The organism is Shewanella marisflavi (genome assembly GCF_002215585.1).
Taxonomy (GTDB): domain Bacteria; phylum Pseudomonadota; class Gammaproteobacteria; order Enterobacterales; family Shewanellaceae; genus Shewanella; species Shewanella marisflavi.
Window position 1 is genome coordinate 734,712 of record NZ_CP022272.1, and the last position, 17,069, is coordinate 751,780.

17 protein-coding genes are annotated in these 17,069 nt (G+C 51.2%); 8 read left to right on the forward strand and 9 right to left on the reverse strand.

Annotated features, from left to right (window positions below):
- Positions 1 to 93: 93 nt before the first annotated feature.
- Positions 94 to 747, reverse strand: a complete 654-nt coding sequence (locus tag CFF01_RS03285; RefSeq protein WP_033539880.1) for an oxygen-insensitive NAD(P)H-dependent nitroreductase NfsB — start codon at positions 745 to 747, stop codon at positions 94 to 96.
- Between the two features lie 261 nt (positions 748 to 1,008).
- On the opposite strand from CFF01_RS03285, the gene CFF01_RS03290 reads away from it, so the two are divergent.
- From CFF01_RS03290 to CFF01_RS03305, 4 genes are all read left to right on the forward strand, one after another.
- Positions 1,009 to 2,034: an endonuclease/exonuclease/phosphatase family protein gene (locus tag CFF01_RS03290; RefSeq protein ID WP_088903843.1), complete on the forward strand. Its 1,026-nt coding sequence runs from the start codon at positions 1,009 to 1,011 to the stop codon at positions 2,032 to 2,034.
- Between the two features lie 165 nt (positions 2,035 to 2,199).
- A complete protein-coding gene (locus CFF01_RS03295) occupies positions 2,200 to 3,333 on the forward strand; it encodes an AI-2E family transporter (protein ID WP_088903844.1) in 1,134 nt (377 codons plus the stop codon).
- A gap of 12 nt (positions 3,334 to 3,345) precedes the next feature.
- Positions 3,346 to 4,254, forward strand: coding sequence for a hypothetical protein (locus tag CFF01_RS03300; protein ID WP_088903845.1), 909 nt, complete (start codon positions 3,346 to 3,348; stop codon positions 4,252 to 4,254).
- 136 nt (positions 4,255 to 4,390) lie between these two features.
- Positions 4,391 to 4,627, forward strand: a complete 237-nt coding sequence (locus tag CFF01_RS03305; RefSeq protein WP_088903846.1) for a hypothetical protein — start codon at positions 4,391 to 4,393, stop codon at positions 4,625 to 4,627.
- A 57-nt stretch (positions 4,628 to 4,684) separates the two neighbouring features.
- Here CFF01_RS03305 and CFF01_RS03310 read toward each other — a convergent pair whose 3' ends face one another.
- From CFF01_RS03310 to rihA, 4 genes are all read right to left on the reverse strand, one after another.
- Positions 4,685 to 5,635, reverse strand: a complete 951-nt coding sequence (locus CFF01_RS03310) for a DMT family transporter (protein WP_232479495.1) — start codon at positions 5,633 to 5,635, stop codon at positions 4,685 to 4,687.
- A gap of 102 nt (positions 5,636 to 5,737) precedes the next feature.
- Entirely contained in the window at positions 5,738 to 5,968 is a 231-nt protein-coding gene (locus CFF01_RS03315) for a ribosome alternative rescue factor ArfA (RefSeq protein WP_088903847.1), read from the reverse strand.
- 247 nt (positions 5,969 to 6,215) lie between these two features.
- Positions 6,216 to 7,130: a ribokinase gene (rbsK, locus tag CFF01_RS03320; protein WP_088903848.1), complete on the reverse strand. Its 915-nt coding sequence runs from the start codon at positions 7,128 to 7,130 to the stop codon at positions 6,216 to 6,218.
- 45 nt (positions 7,131 to 7,175) lie between these two features.
- A complete protein-coding gene (gene rihA / locus CFF01_RS03325) occupies positions 7,176 to 8,186 on the reverse strand; it encodes a pyrimidine-specific ribonucleoside hydrolase RihA (protein WP_232479496.1) in 1,011 nt (336 codons plus the stop codon).
- Positions 8,187 to 8,680: 494 nt separating this feature from the next.
- On the opposite strand from rihA, the gene CFF01_RS03330 reads away from it, so the two are divergent.
- The gene (locus CFF01_RS03330; RefSeq protein ID WP_088903849.1) at positions 8,681 to 10,063 is read left to right on the forward strand and encodes a Na+/H+ antiporter NhaC family protein; all 1,383 of its coding nucleotides are present in this window, start codon (positions 8,681 to 8,683) and stop codon (positions 10,061 to 10,063) included.
- A 125-nt stretch (positions 10,064 to 10,188) separates the two neighbouring features.
- Here the strand turns inward: CFF01_RS03330 and nhaD are convergent, their stop codons facing one another.
- Positions 10,189 to 11,664 (reverse strand): sodium:proton antiporter NhaD, encoded by a 1,476-nt coding sequence (nhaD, locus tag CFF01_RS03335; protein ID WP_088903850.1) that lies wholly within the window; start codon positions 11,662 to 11,664, stop codon positions 10,189 to 10,191.
- 296 nt (positions 11,665 to 11,960) lie between these two features.
- A complete protein-coding gene (locus CFF01_RS03340; protein ID WP_088903851.1) occupies positions 11,961 to 12,815 on the reverse strand; it encodes a pirin family protein in 855 nt (284 codons plus the stop codon).
- A gap of 394 nt (positions 12,816 to 13,209) precedes the next feature.
- On the opposite strand from CFF01_RS03340, the gene CFF01_RS03345 reads away from it, so the two are divergent.
- From CFF01_RS03345 to CFF01_RS03355, 3 genes are all read left to right on the forward strand, one after another.
- The gene (locus tag CFF01_RS03345; protein WP_088903852.1) at positions 13,210 to 14,292 is read left to right on the forward strand and encodes a rhomboid family intramembrane serine protease; all 1,083 of its coding nucleotides are present in this window, start codon (positions 13,210 to 13,212) and stop codon (positions 14,290 to 14,292) included.
- A gap of 180 nt (positions 14,293 to 14,472) precedes the next feature.
- Positions 14,473 to 14,835 carry a response regulator gene (locus tag CFF01_RS03350; RefSeq protein WP_088903853.1) on the forward strand — a complete coding sequence of 121 codons (363 nt, stop codon included), beginning with the start codon at positions 14,473 to 14,475 and terminating at the stop codon, positions 14,833 to 14,835.
- A gap of 207 nt (positions 14,836 to 15,042) precedes the next feature.
- Positions 15,043 to 15,636: a hypothetical protein gene (locus tag CFF01_RS03355; RefSeq protein ID WP_198387113.1), complete on the forward strand. Its 594-nt coding sequence runs from the start codon at positions 15,043 to 15,045 to the stop codon at positions 15,634 to 15,636.
- Between the two features lie 111 nt (positions 15,637 to 15,747).
- Here CFF01_RS03355 and CFF01_RS03360 read toward each other — a convergent pair whose 3' ends face one another.
- Together CFF01_RS03360 and CFF01_RS03365 are read right to left on the reverse strand one after the other, a co-directional pair.
- Positions 15,748 to 16,419 (reverse strand): SDR family NAD(P)-dependent oxidoreductase, encoded by a 672-nt coding sequence (locus tag CFF01_RS03360; protein WP_088903855.1) that lies wholly within the window; start codon positions 16,417 to 16,419, stop codon positions 15,748 to 15,750.
- Positions 16,420 to 16,539: 120 nt separating this feature from the next.
- Positions 16,540 to 17,019, reverse strand: a complete 480-nt coding sequence (locus CFF01_RS03365; RefSeq protein WP_033539893.1) for a YbaK/EbsC family protein — start codon at positions 17,017 to 17,019, stop codon at positions 16,540 to 16,542.
- Positions 17,020 to 17,069 lie beyond the last annotated feature (50 nt).

A 17,069-nucleotide genomic window follows, 5' to 3' on the forward strand; every position in this document is an offset into this window, starting at 1 on the left:
TATTAGCTTGTCGGGCCACAAAGCCCCACCGCAAGCAGTGAGGCTAAACTTAGGCTGGGATACCCAACGAGTTAGTGGGTATCAGTAGGCTGATCAGATCTCGGTAAAGAGTGTCTCGATAGGCAGGCGTGACTTAGGTAACTTAGCGTTGAAGTCTTCTTCGCTGCGATAGCCCAAGGAGACAACAACCGTGGCAGCATAGCCCTGTGCAGGGAGATCCAGCACCTGGTTGAGCTTAGTGGCGTTGAACCCCTCAATTGGGCAGGCATCGATATCCAATAGGCTAGCGCCCAGTAGTAGCGTACCCATGGCCAGGTAGACTTGTTTTTCCATCCAATGTTGAGCGTCTTTCAGCTCTACCCTGTGCATGTTGACGAAGAAAGAGCGGCCGTTGTGTTGGCCCTGTTTCGCCTGCTCGTCAGCAAAGCGGCCATCGGCAGCCTCTTGCTCGAGGAGTTTTTGCAGGTGCGCATCGTCCATACTGGTCTTAGCGCACAACACCAAGACATGGGAAGCATTGAGGATCTTGGGGGTGTTAAAGGCGAAGTCACTGGTGGCCTCAGCAATTTTAGCCTTTCCCTCATCGGTCGACGCCAAGACAAAGTGCCAAGGTTGAGAGTTGGTCGATGAAGGGCTCATGCGCAGCAGCTGTTTAATCTCTTCTATCTTTTCTTGGTCTATCTTACGGTTAGGGTCAAATGCCTTAGTCGTATAACGCTTGTTAGTGTAGAAACTGAGTGGTTGCATGATGAGCTTCCTGTGTGAGTCGATGTTGAGACCGATTTTACGTGACTCAACAGGTGATAAAAACAGATAAAAGTCACATATACTTTCAAAAAAATTTTGATAATTGGGTTTTCTTCTGGCCGCCACGACTCGGCATGTGGATTGTAAGCGACTCAAAAGATAATTTAGGCTTAACATTCTGAGTTACCAGCCAATGTTATACTCAACTGATACGCTCAGAGGGGATCGAGCTTAGGGCGAGCTTCAGACTAAGGAGTACAAGTGACCTATCCGACAACCGTGGATGAACAGCTAAGGCTGGCCAGCTTTAATCTGTTTAACTTTATCGCCCCGCCAGATGCCTATTATGAGTTTAACAATATCTACACTCAGGCTCAGTGGCGGCAGAAGTGTGATTGGATAAGTCACTATCTGACAACCCACCAGCCCTGCGTGATCGGCTTTCAGGAGGTGTTTTCGCCCGAGGCGTTGCGCGCTCTGGTGGCCGAGGCTGGCTATCCCCATTTCGCGGTTATCGATAGCCCTGAGGTGAGTGATGATTTTATCTATCGCCACCCTGTGTTGGCGCTTGCCAGTAAGTACCCTATTATCGACAGCATCGCCTGTGGCATAGATCGAGATGTTGCCAGCCTGATGGGAATAGCCCCTAGTTTTCAATACAGTCGCCTTCCGCTGAGGGCCACTATAGTGCTGCCCCATCTTGGCCCTTGTGACTGTTATGTGGTGCATTTCAAGTCGAAACGTGCGCTGTTCGAACCCGAACTGGCGGGTAAAAGTCAGCAGGGGGCATGGTTATTTGCCGCCGAGGCCGCGGCTAAGTGGGCGGCGTCTATGGTGCGGGGGAGTGAGGCGAGTCTACTCAGGGTGGAGATTGCCAAGCGCCGCGCCGAAAAGGGGTATCCTGTGGCGCTGTTTGGAGATTTTAATGACAGCCTGTCAAGCGGCGTCTTATCCGTGCTCGTCAGTGAAGATACCCGCCTGCTGGGGCAGTTTGATGAGCGAACTTTTCATGGCTATCGCCTTCAGGACGCATATCAATTATACCAAGCCTCTCAGTATAGTCCGGCCTCTATTGCCCGCGCACCAACGCATTATCACCTCAATCGCGGCGAGGTGATCGACTATATTCTCCTCTCCAATGAATTTGACCCTCACAACGATCAATGTCTGGCCGAAGTTGCCGGATATCACACCTATGATCGTCATCTGATCAATCCACAATATGAGCGCGACAGTCACAGCACAGATCATGCGCCAGTGATGGTTAGCCTGAAAATCAGAGAATAATAGACTTTAGCAGTCAGGGGGTTAACGTCTAACAACGTTAAAGCTAATGGCTATATTATTGTTTTAATTGTGGAATTAATTAGTTCTATCGGCTATATTTTGCTCAATAAAAAAGGCCGTTAGGCGAGTGTCAGTAATCACAGTAGTGGTGACAAAGGATAAGTTATGGACAATGAAACCAAGACGATACAGAGCAAACAATTTATCAGCAATATGACGGAGTCGGCGATACGTATCGGCCTGCTCGCCATCTTAGTGATCTGGACCTATGATATCGTGCGGCCTTTCCTGGTGCCTGCCTTGTGGGGCGGCATTATCGCTGTGGCCTTGATGCCCCTCACCCATAGGCTGGAACGACTGTTTAAGGGGCGACGAGGCTTGGCTGCGACTGTGGTCGCACTGGTCGGAATCGCATTGTTGGTGACCCCCTTTGTGGTGGTGTCGGGTTCCATCTTCGATGGCGTGTCCACTACGCTAAAAGTGTTGCAAAGTGGTGAGATCAACCTGCCGGAGCCGACGCAGCGGGTAGCAGACATTCCCATCATAGGTCAGAGCCTGTTTGATGCCTGGAAAGACTTTAGCAGTAATTTGGAAAAAGCCATCATCCACTTCTTGCCTGAGATCAAGGCGGCTTTTTCTGCGTTGGCGGGGATTATAGGTAGTAGCTTAGCTACTCTGGTGATGTTTATTATTTCGCTGCTGATCGCCGCAGGTTTCATGGCAAACTCAGAAAGCTGCGCCGCTGGCCTGAGCAAGATGGCCGTTCGAGCGGTAGGGCCTAATGCTCACGCATGGACCAGCCTGATGGCGGCGACCATTCGCAGCGTGTTACTCGGGGTTGTTGGTGTGGCTTTGATTCAAGCCATGTTAATTGGATCCGCGCTATTCGTCTTCGGTGTCCCTGCCGCAGGCCTGCTCACTCTGGTCACCCTGTTTCTGGGGATCGCCCAGCTACCGGCCCTGATCATCATAGTGCTGCCGCTTATTGGCTTTGCCTACTCATCGATGGAGGCCACCTCGGCCACCATCTTTAGTATCTGGGTCTTCCTCGGCGGTATTTCTGACAATATTCTTAAGCCGATGTTAATGGGGCGGGGCGTTGATGTGCCTATGCCTGTGATTTTGATCGGTGCTATTGGCGGCATGCTGTTTGCCGGCATCATAGGTTTATTCCTAGGCGCTGTGGTGCTGGCGATTTGGTATGAGTTGTTTGTTGCCTGGTTAAATGGCGGTCATCCTGAGGAGGTGTTGTCTGAGAGTCAGGGCGACTCCTCTGTAGATGCCGGTGACGGTATCTAATCGAGGTAGGTCATGTTAGATGCCATCTGCAAAATCGCAGACCATGCGCCGAAAACCTATTCGGTATTTAGTTTTCAGCGTCTGAGCGAGTCGGAGATAGAGAGTCTGCGTCAGCAGCTCTACTGCCCAGTGTGTGGCGGCAGGGCTTATTTTCGTAAGGCTTCGCGTGATGGCAAGGCTGCCTGCTTCGGCTCGCGCTACCATAAAGCAGATTGCAGCGAATTTAATCCATCAGCCAGCCGGCGTCAGGAGGAGCAAGACGCCCTCGAGGTCAACCAGCAACTGCTGGACAATGACGCCCTGATGATTGATTTCACCCTTCCCCCTAAACGCACGTCCAGCAAAGCATTGCGCCATACAGTCAAGCCTGACTTTGATGACAGTTCGGCTACAGATGCGGTAGATGGCGTTGAGAGCCCAAGGGCTCACTATCGACCCAGTTCTGCTGAGCCTAATGAAGCAAATAAGGCAGATGAAGCGCCAGAACAGCCGAAAGTCGCCACCCAGGGGCTGGAAAAATTACTGCACAGCCTGCTGAGAGGCAGCGATCTGGCCAGTTCAGATCTCTGGGTCTATACCGGCGATAAGTATCGCTGGCGAGCCAAGAACCTGTTTGTTAATTTCGCCGATGCCGAGCCTACAGAGCGAGGAGCGCCTCGTATGTATTGGGGCACCATCTCTCATGCAGACAAGGCGATGCTCTGGCTCAATCCCGCCGATTGTAACGATGTGGGCATCCCTATAGAGGCCTTCAAGAGTGAGCTATGCAAGCGCTTCGATATCTCCGATCGTCATGCACTGGAAGGCGCAGGTATTATGCTGTTTGGCAAATGTTTCTGGAACAAAGACAAGACGCGAAAAATTATTCAGTTGTGGAACAAGGATGTGACCCGCATGCATCTGGCTAAGGCCGATGATTAGTGATGCAAACTGCATTGCCATACGCATTTTTTTGACGTCTATTGGCAAGGAGCGCTTCGCCACGTATCAATACCTACAGAGATAATACTCAGTATGTGAATGGCTTAGCGTCACTTTTGCTCACTTGGTACGGCTTATGCTCCATCTGGTTATCGAACCAGACACCTCGATTGAGGATAAGGAGTCGGCGATGATAGTCAGTATCCAATCACCCCAGCTGGGATTTGAGGTCAACCAGAGCCTTTATGCCAGCAACCCAGCCTACCGCCAGCGTATCGACTACATTCGTAAGCTGATGAGACAGACAGTGAGCGATGCACCTGGCTGCTGCTTGACTCGTCGAGAGCGTCAGGCCCAGAGCCAGTTAAGTTGACTGGCTTAATTTTCCAGTTTTAGTTGACCGGCTAAGTCGACCGGCTTTGTTTTCGGTTTAGTCGAGCTGCGAGGCGCTCTTAGCCCGGCGTCGCGCCAGGAGCTTGTCTCCCCATTGATATAAGCCAAGCCCCGCAAGCACAAAACCTGCGCCTATCATCAAGGTTTGAGAGATATGTTCCTGATTCACTAGGGCGCCCAGGGTCATGGCAAAGACTGGCGTGATCAGGGTGACCAGGGCGACCGTGCTGGCATTGAGGTGCTGCAAGATATAGAAGTAACCGATAAAACCGATAAGCGAGCCAAAGATCCCCAGATAGAAGATGGCGGCAATCGAGCGCACCGACCAGGTGTCGATTGGCAGGCTGGCATCAAACAGTAGCCAGGCCAGTGCAAATAGGGGGGTAGAGAAGATCAAGGCGCCGACCGTGCTGGCGATAGGGTGAATGGCAAGTTCGACCGTCTTGATCAGCACGCCGCTAAGGCTAAAGAGAAACACGGCGCACAGCACAAGCACCAGACCTACCCAAGCCTCGCTACCTAGCGCGAGTTTTGCCGAACAGACAATTCCCAGACCGGAAAATGCCAGCACTAGGGCGATGATTCGCATCACGCCAAACTTGGGTTCGCCAAGCAGTCGCTGGGCCAGGAGTCCAGAGATCAGAGGTGATAACCCAAACAACAGCGACATGGTGCCCGAGGCCAGATAGCGAGCGGCAAAATAGCTGAGCAACATGCCGCCGACGATGCCGATGGCCGAAAATGCGTAAAGCTTAAAGGCGGTGCGATTCCAGGGTAGGCGTATGTTACTAAAGAGGATGATCAATCCACCTATGAGTAACGCAATTACCATGCGCAGCAAGACTGCCATGGTGGGATGTACAGTCTCGCTACTCCAGACGATCCCCAGTGGTGTGGTCGACCAGATGAGCACCACGGCCATAAAAGAGACGGGAACCAGCCGGGGAAGTGGCTGAGGCATTTGGCCTGACTGAAGGTTGGATGACATGGGAGAACACGCCCTGCTACAAAATTAAGGGATGATTGATAGAGGCGATTTTGACCGAGATTGTGGATGAAAGCTATGGCCAAATGTGGCCTTGAGAAAAATTTATGCCTGGGTGGCTAAGTTGGCTGGGCTTAAAAAGTCAAAAGGGGCAATGCCCTTTAGCATATGCCCCTTTTGTTGTTGGCGTTTGTATGAGCCTTTACCCTTCTTAGGTTTCTCAACGCGCATCTTAAATAACTCGCTGGTAACTATCGCCTTTAGGGCGTTGTCTTTAATAACACCGCGGCCGGTCTCATGGGGAGCCTGCGCAGTGCGCCGCTGTTTTTTGCTCATGCTATTTCCTCTATTGATCTATCACTTATCCTGGGTTGACGATAGCGAATCGCTGCGCCAATGCCATTGCCTGTGTAGGCTTTAACCTGTCAGGCGGCGCAAGATTACGCCTAGGTTGCTCAAAAAGCAAACAATATTTTACCATAAATAAGCAAATAACATTAGACTTTATGATTCAATGCCTTAGTTAGTATTGAGCTCAGATAAACAGGGTTGACCCACCAGAGATGGAGCAACCCTGAGAGGATTAGATCTCTGCCAGCTCATGGCGGTAGGGGATGGAGCGCTGCGCCCCTTGGCGGGTTACCGACAGGGCAGCGGCGCGATGGGCAAACTCCACCGCCGCCTGCATACTCAGGCCTTCTCCCAGCGCCACCATTAAGGCGCCGTTAAAGGTATCTCCGGCCGCCACAGTGTCTATGGCGTCTACCTCTACACCTGGCACCAACATACAAGCCTTATCGCTGCTGAGCAGGGCGCCCTGTTTACCTAGGGTGATGATCACCGTTTTGGGTCCCAGTTGATGTAGCATCTGCGCCGCCAGTTTGGCGCTTTGTTCATCGATGACCTCTATGCCTGTGATGGTTTCAGCCTCGGTTTCGTTAGGGGTGATCACATCGACCAAACGAAACAGATCTTTGCCGATCACCATGGCGGGCGCCGGATTGAGTATGGTGGTTACGCCCTTGGCCTTGGCGCGTTGTAAGGCGTCGAGTACCGTCACTGCAGGGGTTTCCAGTTGCATCAGCAGGTAGTCAGCCTGATCGATCAGCGGGTAGTGAGCCTTTAGCGCCTCCGGTGTCAGGGTGGCATTGGCGCCGGCGGAGACCCCAATCATATTTTCACCATTGTCGCCGACAAAAATCATTGCCGTACCCGTTGGCTGTGTGTCTGTGTAGGTGATCCCCTCTGGGGCGATGCCATCTTGCTGCCAGGCTTGAGCCATGGCTTGGCCTATAGCGTCTTGGCCCAGGTGGCAGATGAAGTCCACCCGGGTACCTTCTTGGCTCAGGCGGGCCGCTGCCACCGCCTGATTGGCGCCCTTGCCGCCATGTTCGAGGCGATAGCCACGGCTCATCAGGGTCTGTCCTGCGCTGGGCAGGTATTCCAGATTCATCACGTGATCGGCGTTGGCGCTGCCTAAAATTAACAGTCTACTCATGATGTCCTCTTGCCTTGTTGGAGGGCGATGCCCTCCATAGGTGATTTAGTGATTATAGGCGCTAAGGCAATCGACGAGCAGGTCGACGAAGCCCTGGCGATCCAGGCCAAAGAGTACGCTGGCATTGGCGGGACGGCCGGTGAGTTGATAGCGATCCACCACTGTCATCCCCTGGGTATGCTCCCCTTTGGTTTCGACACCGACCCAGCAGTCCTGCGCGTTAAACAGCTCAGGCTTGAGTAACCAGGCGATGGTACAGGGGTCGTGCAGCGGCGCGCCGGTAAAGCCCCATTTGGGATCTCTATGGTAGATCATGAAGAAATCCAGTAGCTCGGCAACGCACTTGGCCACAGGGTTGGGGATGGCGCGGATCCGCTCAATATCCTCATCCATGATCTGCGCCTCATGGGTCACGTCCAAACCACACATGGTAATAGGTATGCCAGATTTAAACACCATATCGGCCGCCTCTGGATCGACGAAGATATTAAATTCGGCTGCCGGGGTCCAGTTGCCAACCCCTGCGGCGCCACCCATCAGCACGATGCGGGCGACCTTGCTGTGTAACTCAGGATAGTTAGCGATAAACAGGGCGATATTGGTCAGTGGCCCAGAGGGCACTAAGGTCACAGGCACGTCGCTTTGGCGTACCTTTTCAGCCATCAGTTCGATGGCATTTTGGGTCACGGGTTCAAAGCCGGGATCGGGCAGTTTTGGACCATCAAGACCGCTCTCGCCATGGACGTTGTCGGCAATGATCAACTCTCTGGCGAGGGGCTTCACTGCGCCGCCTGCCACGGGAATATCGCTGCGGTTGAGCAGGGTCAGGATGCGCAGGGCGTTGTTCAGTGTCTTGTCCGGCGTCTGGTTACCGGCGCTGGTGGTCACCGCTAGCGGCTTAAGTTGCTCACTGCTGAGAGCCAAAATAAGCGAGATAGCATCGTCATGGCCGGGATCGCAATCGAGAATAATGGGAGTGGCCGAGGCAAGCGGGTGGATGATTTTGGGAGAAGCTGTAGCTGCAAAAGAATCTGTGGCAGCGGTTGTTTGAGTCATGGTCATGCTCCTTTGATTGACACCTGAGGCAGAGTAACACGCTTTAGAGTCGTGTCATCTCTGAAATGAAAATTTGTGATTAAACAGACAAAGCGGCGTCAGTCGGAGTCGTTTGGTCGGGAGCTGAAACGCATGTAGGAAGCACACGGCACCATTAATTAAGCGTTTTGGTTGCATAAGCCCTGTTTAGATGAGGTGAGAGATTAGCGCATTATATTTTACTTATATTGATATTTATCAGTGATTTATTGGTTTTTTCTGCCAGAGGTAAAATTTTTTTGTCGTCGGATAACTATTTCTGATTGACTCAGTCGTCATTGCAGATTATTTTGCGCCCGATGTTTTAGCTGGGGTCAAAAATAAAGGCATGGTTCGCTAAGGGCGAACGTCGTTATGTCCATAATAAAGCAGCAACTAAGCGTATAACTTTTTGGGTTCTACGCCGAATAAAATGAGTTTGCCGTATCGGCTCAATTTTAGAAGGACCTTAAGCCATGTCTGACGCGACAGCCTTAAGTCTTATTCCACCTGTGGTGGTATTGGTGTTAGCCATTTGGCTGCGCCGTCCAATCCTTTCGTTAGTTATCGGTGCCTTAGTGGGGTTAGTCCTGTATCAACCTGATCAGGTACTGAATAATTTCTCCGATATTTCGCTTTCTGTCATGGCCGATGAGACCATAGGTTGGTTGATTTTGGTCTGTGGTGGTTTTGGCGCCCTGATCGCTTTGCTGGTAAAAACCGGAGGCTCTATGGCCTTTGGTCGCCATGCGATCAAATACGCTAAAGGGCCTAAATCATCGTTATTTATGACCTTTATTCTGGGTGTAGTGATCTTCATCGATGATTATCTTAACGCCCTGACAGTGGGTTCGACCATGAAGTCGGTGACCGATAAGTTTAAGGTGTCACGCGAGATGCTGGCCTATGTGGTGGACTCAACCGCCGCGCCCATCTGTGTGTTAGTGCCTCTTTCTACCTGGGCGGTCTTCTTCGGTGGATTGTTGGTGGATAATGGTGTGGCAGGTGAAGGCCAGGGGATCAGCGTCTATATGTCGGCCATCCCTTACATGCTTTATGCCTGGTTGGCGGTGGCTATGGTGCTGCTGGTGGTCCTGGGTATCGTGCCTGCATTTGGCCCGATGAAGAAGGCTCAGCTGGCGGCCATGGCGGGCAAACCCGCCAAGGCGGTAGATGCCAGTGATGAGGTGCAGACTTCTGACGACTATGGCCTTAAGGCGATCGAAGAGGAGTTTAAGCATGCCGATAACCTGGGCAAGCTGCATAACTTTATGGTGCCTATCCTGCTATTGGTTGGTTTTACCGTCTACTTCGATATCGACGTGTTAAAGGGGCTTATCGCTACCTTAGCCGTGACTCTGCCTTACTACGGGGTTCAACGCCTGATGCCATTGTCAGAGATGATGGAGCAGATGCTCGATGGTTTTAAATCTATGTTGCCGGCCATAGGCACTGTGATTGCCGCCTTCGTATTTAAGGATGTCTGCGACAAGCTGATGTTGCCGCAATATGTCATTGGTAATTTGAGTCCCTTTATGACGTCCCAGTGGTTGCCCGCCGTGGTGTTTTTAACCATGTCGATTCTGGCCTTTGCTACGGGATCGAGCTGGGGGATCTTTGCCGTTTCTATCCCTATCGTGATGCCATTGGCACAGGCGGTGGATGCAAATATTCCTTTGGTGATCGGTGCCTTGTTGTCGGCGTCATCTTTCGGTAGCCAGGCCTGCTTCTATTCAGACTCTACCGTGCTGGCGGCGCAAGGATCAGACTGTAACCTGGTAAGTCATGCGGTGACCCAGTTACCCTATGCCTTGATTGCCGCTGGATTTACCTTTATCGGTTTCCTATTTTTGGCCTAAGCGGTCGTTATAGATAAATAGAGAAAGGGGCGTTGAATAGTCGATTCAACGCCCCTTTTGTTTAACCCATAGGGTGACTATAGGTAATCTAATCTTTTAAAACGCTGCTCTAAATATACCGCAACCTAAAACAGTGAGGCGTTCAGCCACAGATGCACCAGAATACTGGCTGCGTAGCCAAGGGCTATCACGGGCGTCCACTTGAGGTGGCTGGCGAAGGTATAGATACCGCGCGCCTGTCCCATCAGGGCGACACCCGCCGCACTGCCGATAGAGAGCATGCTGCCGCCTACACCAGCGGTGAGGGTCACCAGTAGCCATTGACCTAGCCCCATATCGGGATTCATGGTGAGTACGGCAAACATCACCGGAATGTTATCGACGATAGCCGAGAGCACCCCAACCGCCACATTGGCATAGGTCACGTCCCAGTGGGTATACATGGCCTCGGAGACCAAGCTGAGATAGCCCATAAAGCCCAGGCCGCCAACACAGAGCACCACACCATAGAAGAAGAGTAGGGTATCCCACTCGGCGCGGGCGATGCGGCTAAAGACATCGAATGGCACTACGTTGCCCAGCTGCTCCAGACGTTTGATGTTGTTATCTCGCTCGGCTTGCTCTTTTGCCTTGAGTACGGCCTTAGGGAAGCTCTTACGTAGGAAGAAGCCAAAGAATTGCAGGAAGCCAAGGCCCGTCATCATGCCCAGTACTGGTGGTAGGCCTAGCAAGCTATGAGTGCAGACAGCGGTGGCAATGGTCAGCAGAAACAGGGCGACTATGCGTCTGGCGCCTCGTTTCATGATCACCTTTTCCTCTTCAGCTTTCTGCTCCGTATTGACGATGAAGATGCTCATGATCGCCGCCGGTACCAAATAGTTGACCAGAGAAGGGATAAAGAGGGCGATAAACTGCTCGAAGTGCACCACCCCTTTTTGCCAAACCATCAGGGTGGTGATATCGCCGAAGGGGCTAAAGGCACCGCCGGCGTTGGCCGCCACCACTATGTTGATACAGGCCAGGGCAATAAACTTCTTGTTATCACCGCCGACTTTCATCACTACCGCACACATCAATAATGCGGTGGTAAGGTTATCGGCGATAGGTGAGATAAAGAAAGCCAAAAAGCCCGTTAGCCAGAATACGGTGCGCTGGCTAAAGCCCTTGCCCACCATCCAGGCCCGCAGGGCATCAAACAGATTCCGCTCTTCCATGGCGTTGATATAGGTCATGGCAACCAGTAGGAAGAGTAGTAGCTCGGCATACTCTAGCAGGTTGTGTTTAAAGGCCGCTTCTGACAGTTCAGACATGCCGTGTTGCACATAGATGTAGCCTATGATGCCCCAGATTAATCCTGCCGCCACCAGGACGGGTTTGGATTTTCTCAGGTGTAACACCTCTTCGCCCATCACCATGATATAAGCCAGAATGAAGATGACGAGTGCCACATAACCTGCACCAGTGGCGGTGAGATCTAATAGCTGGCCACTGGCCTCGCCACTACTGGCAAAGACAGCTGGGCTAAACAGGGTGGCCAGACATAAGAGTAAGCTTGTAAATGTAATGGCAAGGTTGCCAAAGTGGGGCTTAAGGTTTCTCATTAAGTATTCTCTGTGTTAGGAATCGCTTAAAAATTACCACAGCTTTTCTGTTGAAAATCTTGATGCGCCTCAAATTTATTTGCATTAGTTTCGTCTAAGTCACATAAAGTTTGCGAAATTATGCTTCAAAAATAAGCATTTACTCACAAAGTGGTAGTAAATGTATCTCTCGTTTTGTGAGAGTTACCTGTTTTACCTTGTTGGAGATCTTGCTCTGAGTCACGTTTTTACAGCCAGAAATGGCCTTTGTGCAGGGTAAAAAAAGAGAGCCTGGTGGGCTCTCCTTAATATGCTGGTTAGATGGCGCCGAATCGCCCAGCCTGATAGTCCTCGATCGCTTGCTGGATCTCTTGCTGGCTATTCATCACAAATGGACCCATATGTACGATCTTTTCGCGGATAGGTTCACCGGCAAATAATAGTGCTCCGGCACCTTGTTCACCTGCGGCGAGATCCAGTAGCTGCTGGCTGTCGACAATCAGGTATTGTCCAGCTTGGTAGGCTTTATCTGGCACAGATTGGCTGTAGATCTCACCTTGGTACAGATAGAGCCCGGCAAATTCTCGCTCCTTGAGATCGATCTGGGCGGTGCCCTTGGGCGGGAACATGAGATCGGCAATCTTGCCTTGACCCGCTAAAGTTTGAATTGGCGCCGCTATCGTTTTTTCGTCCGACAATTGCCAACTGCCAGCCAGGGCTCGCAGGCAGGTGCCACTTTTGTTGCGAGTTTCTGGTAGCGGCTTGTCTGTGCTGTCACGATAAATAGCTGGGCGCATCTTCTCCTTGGCGGGCATGTTAAGCCAGATCTGAAAGCCATGCAGACCATCTTTGGCATCGGCCAGTGGCATCTCTGAATGCACTACGCCGCTGCCAGTGCTCATCCACTGCACATCACCCGCCTTGATAGCCTTGACATTGCCTAGCTGATCTCTGTGTTCGAACCCCCCCTTACGAATATAGGTAAAGGTTTCTATGCCCCTATGGGGATGAGGTGGGAAGCCGCCGATAAAGTCTTTTTCATCGTCAGACTTGATCTCGTCCAGCATTAAAAAAGGGTCGAATCTGGTGTTCATAAAGTCGGCCACACGGCGTATGTTAACGCCATCGCCATCCATTGCGGGGCGAGCAGTAAATTGACTGTTCACTTTCATGGTATCTCCTCGCTAAAGTTGTCTAATGCCGGCTGGTTAGTTAAGTCTAGCTGGCGGGAATGATGTCAGATTAACATTCGCCTAATAGAACAAATATCGCGAAATTACGCTCAAATCATTCGATTAAATAGTAAATTTATTCTTGGTCGATTAACTTACCTTATGTTGTTTAATGAACTGGTGCTCTGTTACTAATTGTTTTTGTTATTAAATATTTTCATTTCGTCAGTATTATTGCCACGGAGCTGTGCTAGTATTCACGGCAAAATGAATCGGCATATCAGCGACACTGACTAAGCACGACGTTAATGAGTCGTGCAAGGTACAGATATCGAGGTCGTCCCTGCTTGCCGAGGAGCAAACAGCTACTAGTTGATTAGAGAAGGATCTTTTAATGGCAAATATTTGTCCTGGCTGCCATAAGGGCGTACTAAAAACCTATAACTTTCATGGTGAAATGGTCGACTGTTGCCGCCAGTGTGGGGGGATCTGGTTTGAAAATGGCAAGCTTAATGCGGCGCTGTCGAAAGCAGATAACGGTGATGAAAATGTCAGTTTTGAGGAGAGCTTAGGGCAATTACTGGGGAGGTCCAGCCGTTCTTGCCACCAATGTGACCGTAGCCTGCATCGTTACCATTTGATGGAGAGTTATCATGTGGAGGTGGATATCTGCCACTCTTGCAGTGGGGTCTGGATCGATGAGCATGAGCGAACCAAAGTCGTGCAATCACCAAGAATAAAGCAGGTGTTAGGCGAGCTGAATGCTAAGCCTGGGGCCATTAGTTGGGTATTTCAATTTCTATTAAAGATGCCGGTGGAGTTTAACCTTAAACCTAAGTCTCGCCCGCTGATCACCTATCTGCTACTGGCGTTAAATATTGTGATTTTTGCTGCCTATGGCTTCAATCAAGCCTCGACCGAGCAAGTGTTTGCTCAATTTGCCATGCGATCCAATGAGGTTTTGGCGGGGCATCATCCCTGGACTCTGCTGAGCCATATGTTTCTCCATGGCGATATTATGCACCTGGCAGGTAATATGTATTTTCTCTATGTGGTGGGGGATAACCTCGAAGATGTATTGGGGCGGGCTAAGTTCCTCGGTCTCTATCTGTTGTGTGGTTTAGCGGCCGCTGCGGCGCAGATAATTGCCGAACCTGCCTCAAGCGTTTACATGGTTGGGGCGAGCGGTGCAATCGCGGGTCTTTTTGGTATGTATCTAATGTGGTTCCGTCATGCCAGCCTGACCTTCATGATATTGATATTCCAAAAGAAGCTTAGCCCTATGGTATTTTTTGCGATCTGGCTGGGATTCAATATTTTCGGCCTATTGATGGCGGGGCAAGGCGTGGCTTACTGGGCCCATATCGGTGGCTTTGTTATGGGGTTGATATTGGGTATCACGCTAAAGGAAAAGGTCATGCACAATAATCCTATGTTGGCACTCCTCAGCGAACCCGAGGTCAAAATTGTTCGTTAGAGTGACGACTTACTAACAAGCCCCGTCTGTGGACTGGGCTTTTTATTGGCCGATTTTTGCCGCTGAAACTTAAGTGAAAAAACGGCGTCTACCCCTTGAATATATTCAGATCTTGATAGCTGGTAATTCGGGTAAACTTGGATACAATGTAACCATCATAACTGTCAAAGCGAGAGATAAATGTCCAGAGCCAAAATCTTGATCATAGATGATGATCCCGTCTGCACCGGAGTACTACTCGCCATGCTGGGGGACGACTATGACGTGACCTCGGCCAATTCTGGTATTGGTGGAATCGAAGTGTTGAAGTCTTTGACGCCAGATCTCATCTTGTTGGATATCACCATGCCCCATGTGAATGGCTATCAGGTGATCCAGCACCTTAAGGGAAACGAGCAAACCGCTAGCATCCCGGTGGTCGTGATCAGCTCGCTGACGGAGCAATCGGACAAAGCCTTTGCCCTCAAGCTTGGAGTGGATGGCTATATCACTAAACCTATCATGCCTGATGCCATTCAAGAGGTGATAGAGGATTACCTTTAACTCGCCTTAGTGCCTCGTCGCCCACTATTGAGTGTCGAGGCTTTCAGTTTAAATCATCTTTTTCAGTGGCTTGCATTGTAATTAGTGAGTCACTCATTCACCGATAGACTTCTCTCTAGACAGGTGTTCAGGCCTGGGCTATCTTATGGCGGCAACAAGGATGTCACCGCTTGGTTGACCAATTCAGCAAGTTAAATTAAGGGATTAATGATGAAAGCAAACCTGCTATTGCCGCTATTTTTTCTTCTCAGTAGCGCCCAGTGCGCCGAACTTCCGCCACCTGATGCCTATGGACTGGCCGGCATGGAAGTGGATGTCGCCAACCTTATCGAATATAACGTCTCTCAAATGAAGGCTGACGGTGACTTTATTGCCATGGAGCAGGTTTCAGGTATCGACAGTGGCAAGCTCGAGCGCGGTTACCGACGCGCCATGAAGAGCTGTTTCGATAAGCATGACCTCATGTCAGAAGAGAATGCTGAGCGTTTGTCTAACTGCTTTATCGACGAGACCGCTAAGGGGGTAGGTGCTACCCCTGAGCAGTTTAATGCTTGGTTAGATGAGCTTGACCGACAAGACGCCGAAAACCCCGACGCTATGGACGCCCTCTTTAATGAGATGGATAAGATCAGCGAAGCCATCTATGCCCTGCAGGATAAGCCTGAGCGAACCGAGGCTGATGAGGCGCAGCTCGAGAGGTTAGAGCGAAAGCTTATGGAGCTGAGCGAGCAGCGCGACAGGCTGCAGGCGCAGGAGACGGAAGCCACGGCCGCAGAGATGGAAGCCCTCTTTAAGCGCTAGTCATGCGCGAGTCGTTCACACATAACCTTATCGATAAAAAGGCTCGGTACTGTTGCATTCAGACCGAGCCTTTTTAATGTGCTTCTGGCCTAACTCTGACCTTATTAAGGCCTACCCTCTGGCGATGGTGATATCGGCAATATGCCCATGGGCGGTGGCCTTTAGGGCGCCCTGCAGCATCTGGGCGGCTTCATCGGCGCTCATGAAGCTTGAGGTGTCGAGGGTTTTGCCGCTGGTGGGCCAAAAACCAGTATCCATGCCGCCGGGATAAACGGCGATGATCTTCATCGGTTTGCCTTTGAGTTCCAGGCGTACCGACTCGATAAAGCCGCGTACTGCCCATTTGGCGGCGCAGTAGGTGGACTCTCCCGCTTTGGCTTGCTGGGCTGCGGTTGACATTACCACCACCAGATTCAGCGGCGTGTCCTGATAACGTTTGACTAGCTCTCGTACCAGTAAGATGCTGGTGGTGACGTTGTTTTGCATGAGCTTTGCTATCTCATCCGCCCGTTGCTCGGCGATAGGGCCGAAGTAGCCGCTGCCAGCGCAGTGGATCACCGTCTCGAGTGCGCCGCCCATTGTCGTTACGGCATCGAGCAGCGCCGCGACGCCTTGTTCATCGCAAAGATCGGCGGCAAGAGGATGCAGATTCATTGAGGTCTGTGCGATACCGGCCAGTTTGGCCTGGTTACGGCCGGATATGACCACCTGCTGATCCGCGTTGGCATAACGCTGAGCCAGGGCTGCGCCCAGACCGCTGCTGGCGCCGGTTATTAACATCATGATTGACTCACTTTATCACTTGCCATGGTTGGGTTGTCTATTATGCCGTAACGGCTAAGGGATGCCAGCCAGGCGGCACTAGAAAAAAGGGAAGCCTGAGCTTCCCCTTGATGGTGTGAGCTAATGAATGCTCTGGTAACTAAACCTTAAGTGCTTAGCATCTTTGATCAGCTTGATGAAATCTTCACGGCTGAGATGCACCAGGCTGGTGTGATCGCCAGCCTCAAGGTAGAGTTCTTTAGCTTCGATCAGCAGATCATCATAGATGGTCTCGATATTATAGGCCGCGCCGAGAGAGGGAATGGCGCCATGTTCGCAATCGTCAAACATCTGGTAGACGGTTTGCTCCTTCACCAGATGCAGATCGCGGTTGAGCTTCTCGCCCAATGCCTTGAGGTTGATCTTATGATTGGTAGGCAGCACCGCCATGATCCTGCGTCCCTGATGATCTTCTAAGATCACGCCTTTGGCCACTTGAGCGGGCGCCAGATGGGCGGCGATAGCCGAACTGATGGAGTTGTGGCTATGGCGATGCAGCACTATCTCATAGTTCACATCATGCTCGGCCAGATAGTGATTTAACCGGTTTGAAATACTCATATACTTGCCTCGTTAACGTTGTGAAACGTTATCGGTAAGTATAGTTCAGT

What these genes read in the sequence shown, in the direction of transcription:
- CFF01_RS03285 (WP_033539880.1), bottom strand. Translation starts at nt 747, where the DNA reads ATGCAACCACTCAGTTTCTACACTAACAAGCGTTATACGACTAAGGCA.
- CFF01_RS03295 (WP_088903844.1), top strand. Translation starts at nt 2,200, where the DNA reads ATGGACAATGAAACCAAGACGATACAGAGCAAACAATTTATCAGCAAT.
- CFF01_RS03300 (WP_088903845.1), top strand. Translation starts at nt 3,346, where the DNA reads ATGTTAGATGCCATCTGCAAAATCGCAGACCATGCGCCGAAAACCTAT.
- CFF01_RS03305 (WP_088903846.1), top strand. Translation starts at nt 4,391, where the DNA reads ATGCTCCATCTGGTTATCGAACCAGACACCTCGATTGAGGATAAGGAG.
- CFF01_RS03310 (WP_232479495.1), bottom strand. Translation starts at nt 5,635, where the DNA reads ATGTCATCCAACCTTCAGTCAGGCCAAATGCCTCAGCCACTTCCCCGG.
- CFF01_RS03315 (WP_088903847.1), bottom strand. Translation starts at nt 5,968, where the DNA reads ATGAGCAAAAAACAGCGGCGCACTGCGCAGGCTCCCCATGAGACCGGC.
- rbsK (WP_088903848.1), bottom strand. Translation starts at nt 7,130, where the DNA reads ATGAGTAGACTGTTAATTTTAGGCAGCGCCAACGCCGATCACGTGATG.
- rihA (WP_232479496.1), bottom strand. Translation starts at nt 8,186, where the DNA reads ATGACTCAAACAACCGCTGCCACAGATTCTTTTGCAGCTACAGCTTCT.
- CFF01_RS03330 (WP_088903849.1), top strand. Translation starts at nt 8,681, where the DNA reads ATGTCTGACGCGACAGCCTTAAGTCTTATTCCACCTGTGGTGGTATTG.
- nhaD (WP_088903850.1), bottom strand. Translation starts at nt 11,664, where the DNA reads ATGAGAAACCTTAAGCCCCACTTTGGCAACCTTGCCATTACATTTACA.
- CFF01_RS03340 (WP_088903851.1), bottom strand. Translation starts at nt 12,815, where the DNA reads ATGAAAGTGAACAGTCAATTTACTGCTCGCCCCGCAATGGATGGCGAT.
- CFF01_RS03345 (WP_088903852.1), top strand. Translation starts at nt 13,210, where the DNA reads ATGGCAAATATTTGTCCTGGCTGCCATAAGGGCGTACTAAAAACCTAT.
- CFF01_RS03350 (WP_088903853.1), top strand. Translation starts at nt 14,473, where the DNA reads ATGTCCAGAGCCAAAATCTTGATCATAGATGATGATCCCGTCTGCACC.
- CFF01_RS03355 (WP_198387113.1), top strand. Translation starts at nt 15,043, where the DNA reads ATGATGAAAGCAAACCTGCTATTGCCGCTATTTTTTCTTCTCAGTAGC.
- CFF01_RS03360 (WP_088903855.1), bottom strand. Translation starts at nt 16,419, where the DNA reads ATGATGTTAATAACCGGCGCCAGCAGCGGTCTGGGCGCAGCCCTGGCT.
- CFF01_RS03365 (WP_033539893.1), bottom strand. Translation starts at nt 17,019, where the DNA reads ATGAGTATTTCAAACCGGTTAAATCACTATCTGGCCGAGCATGATGTG.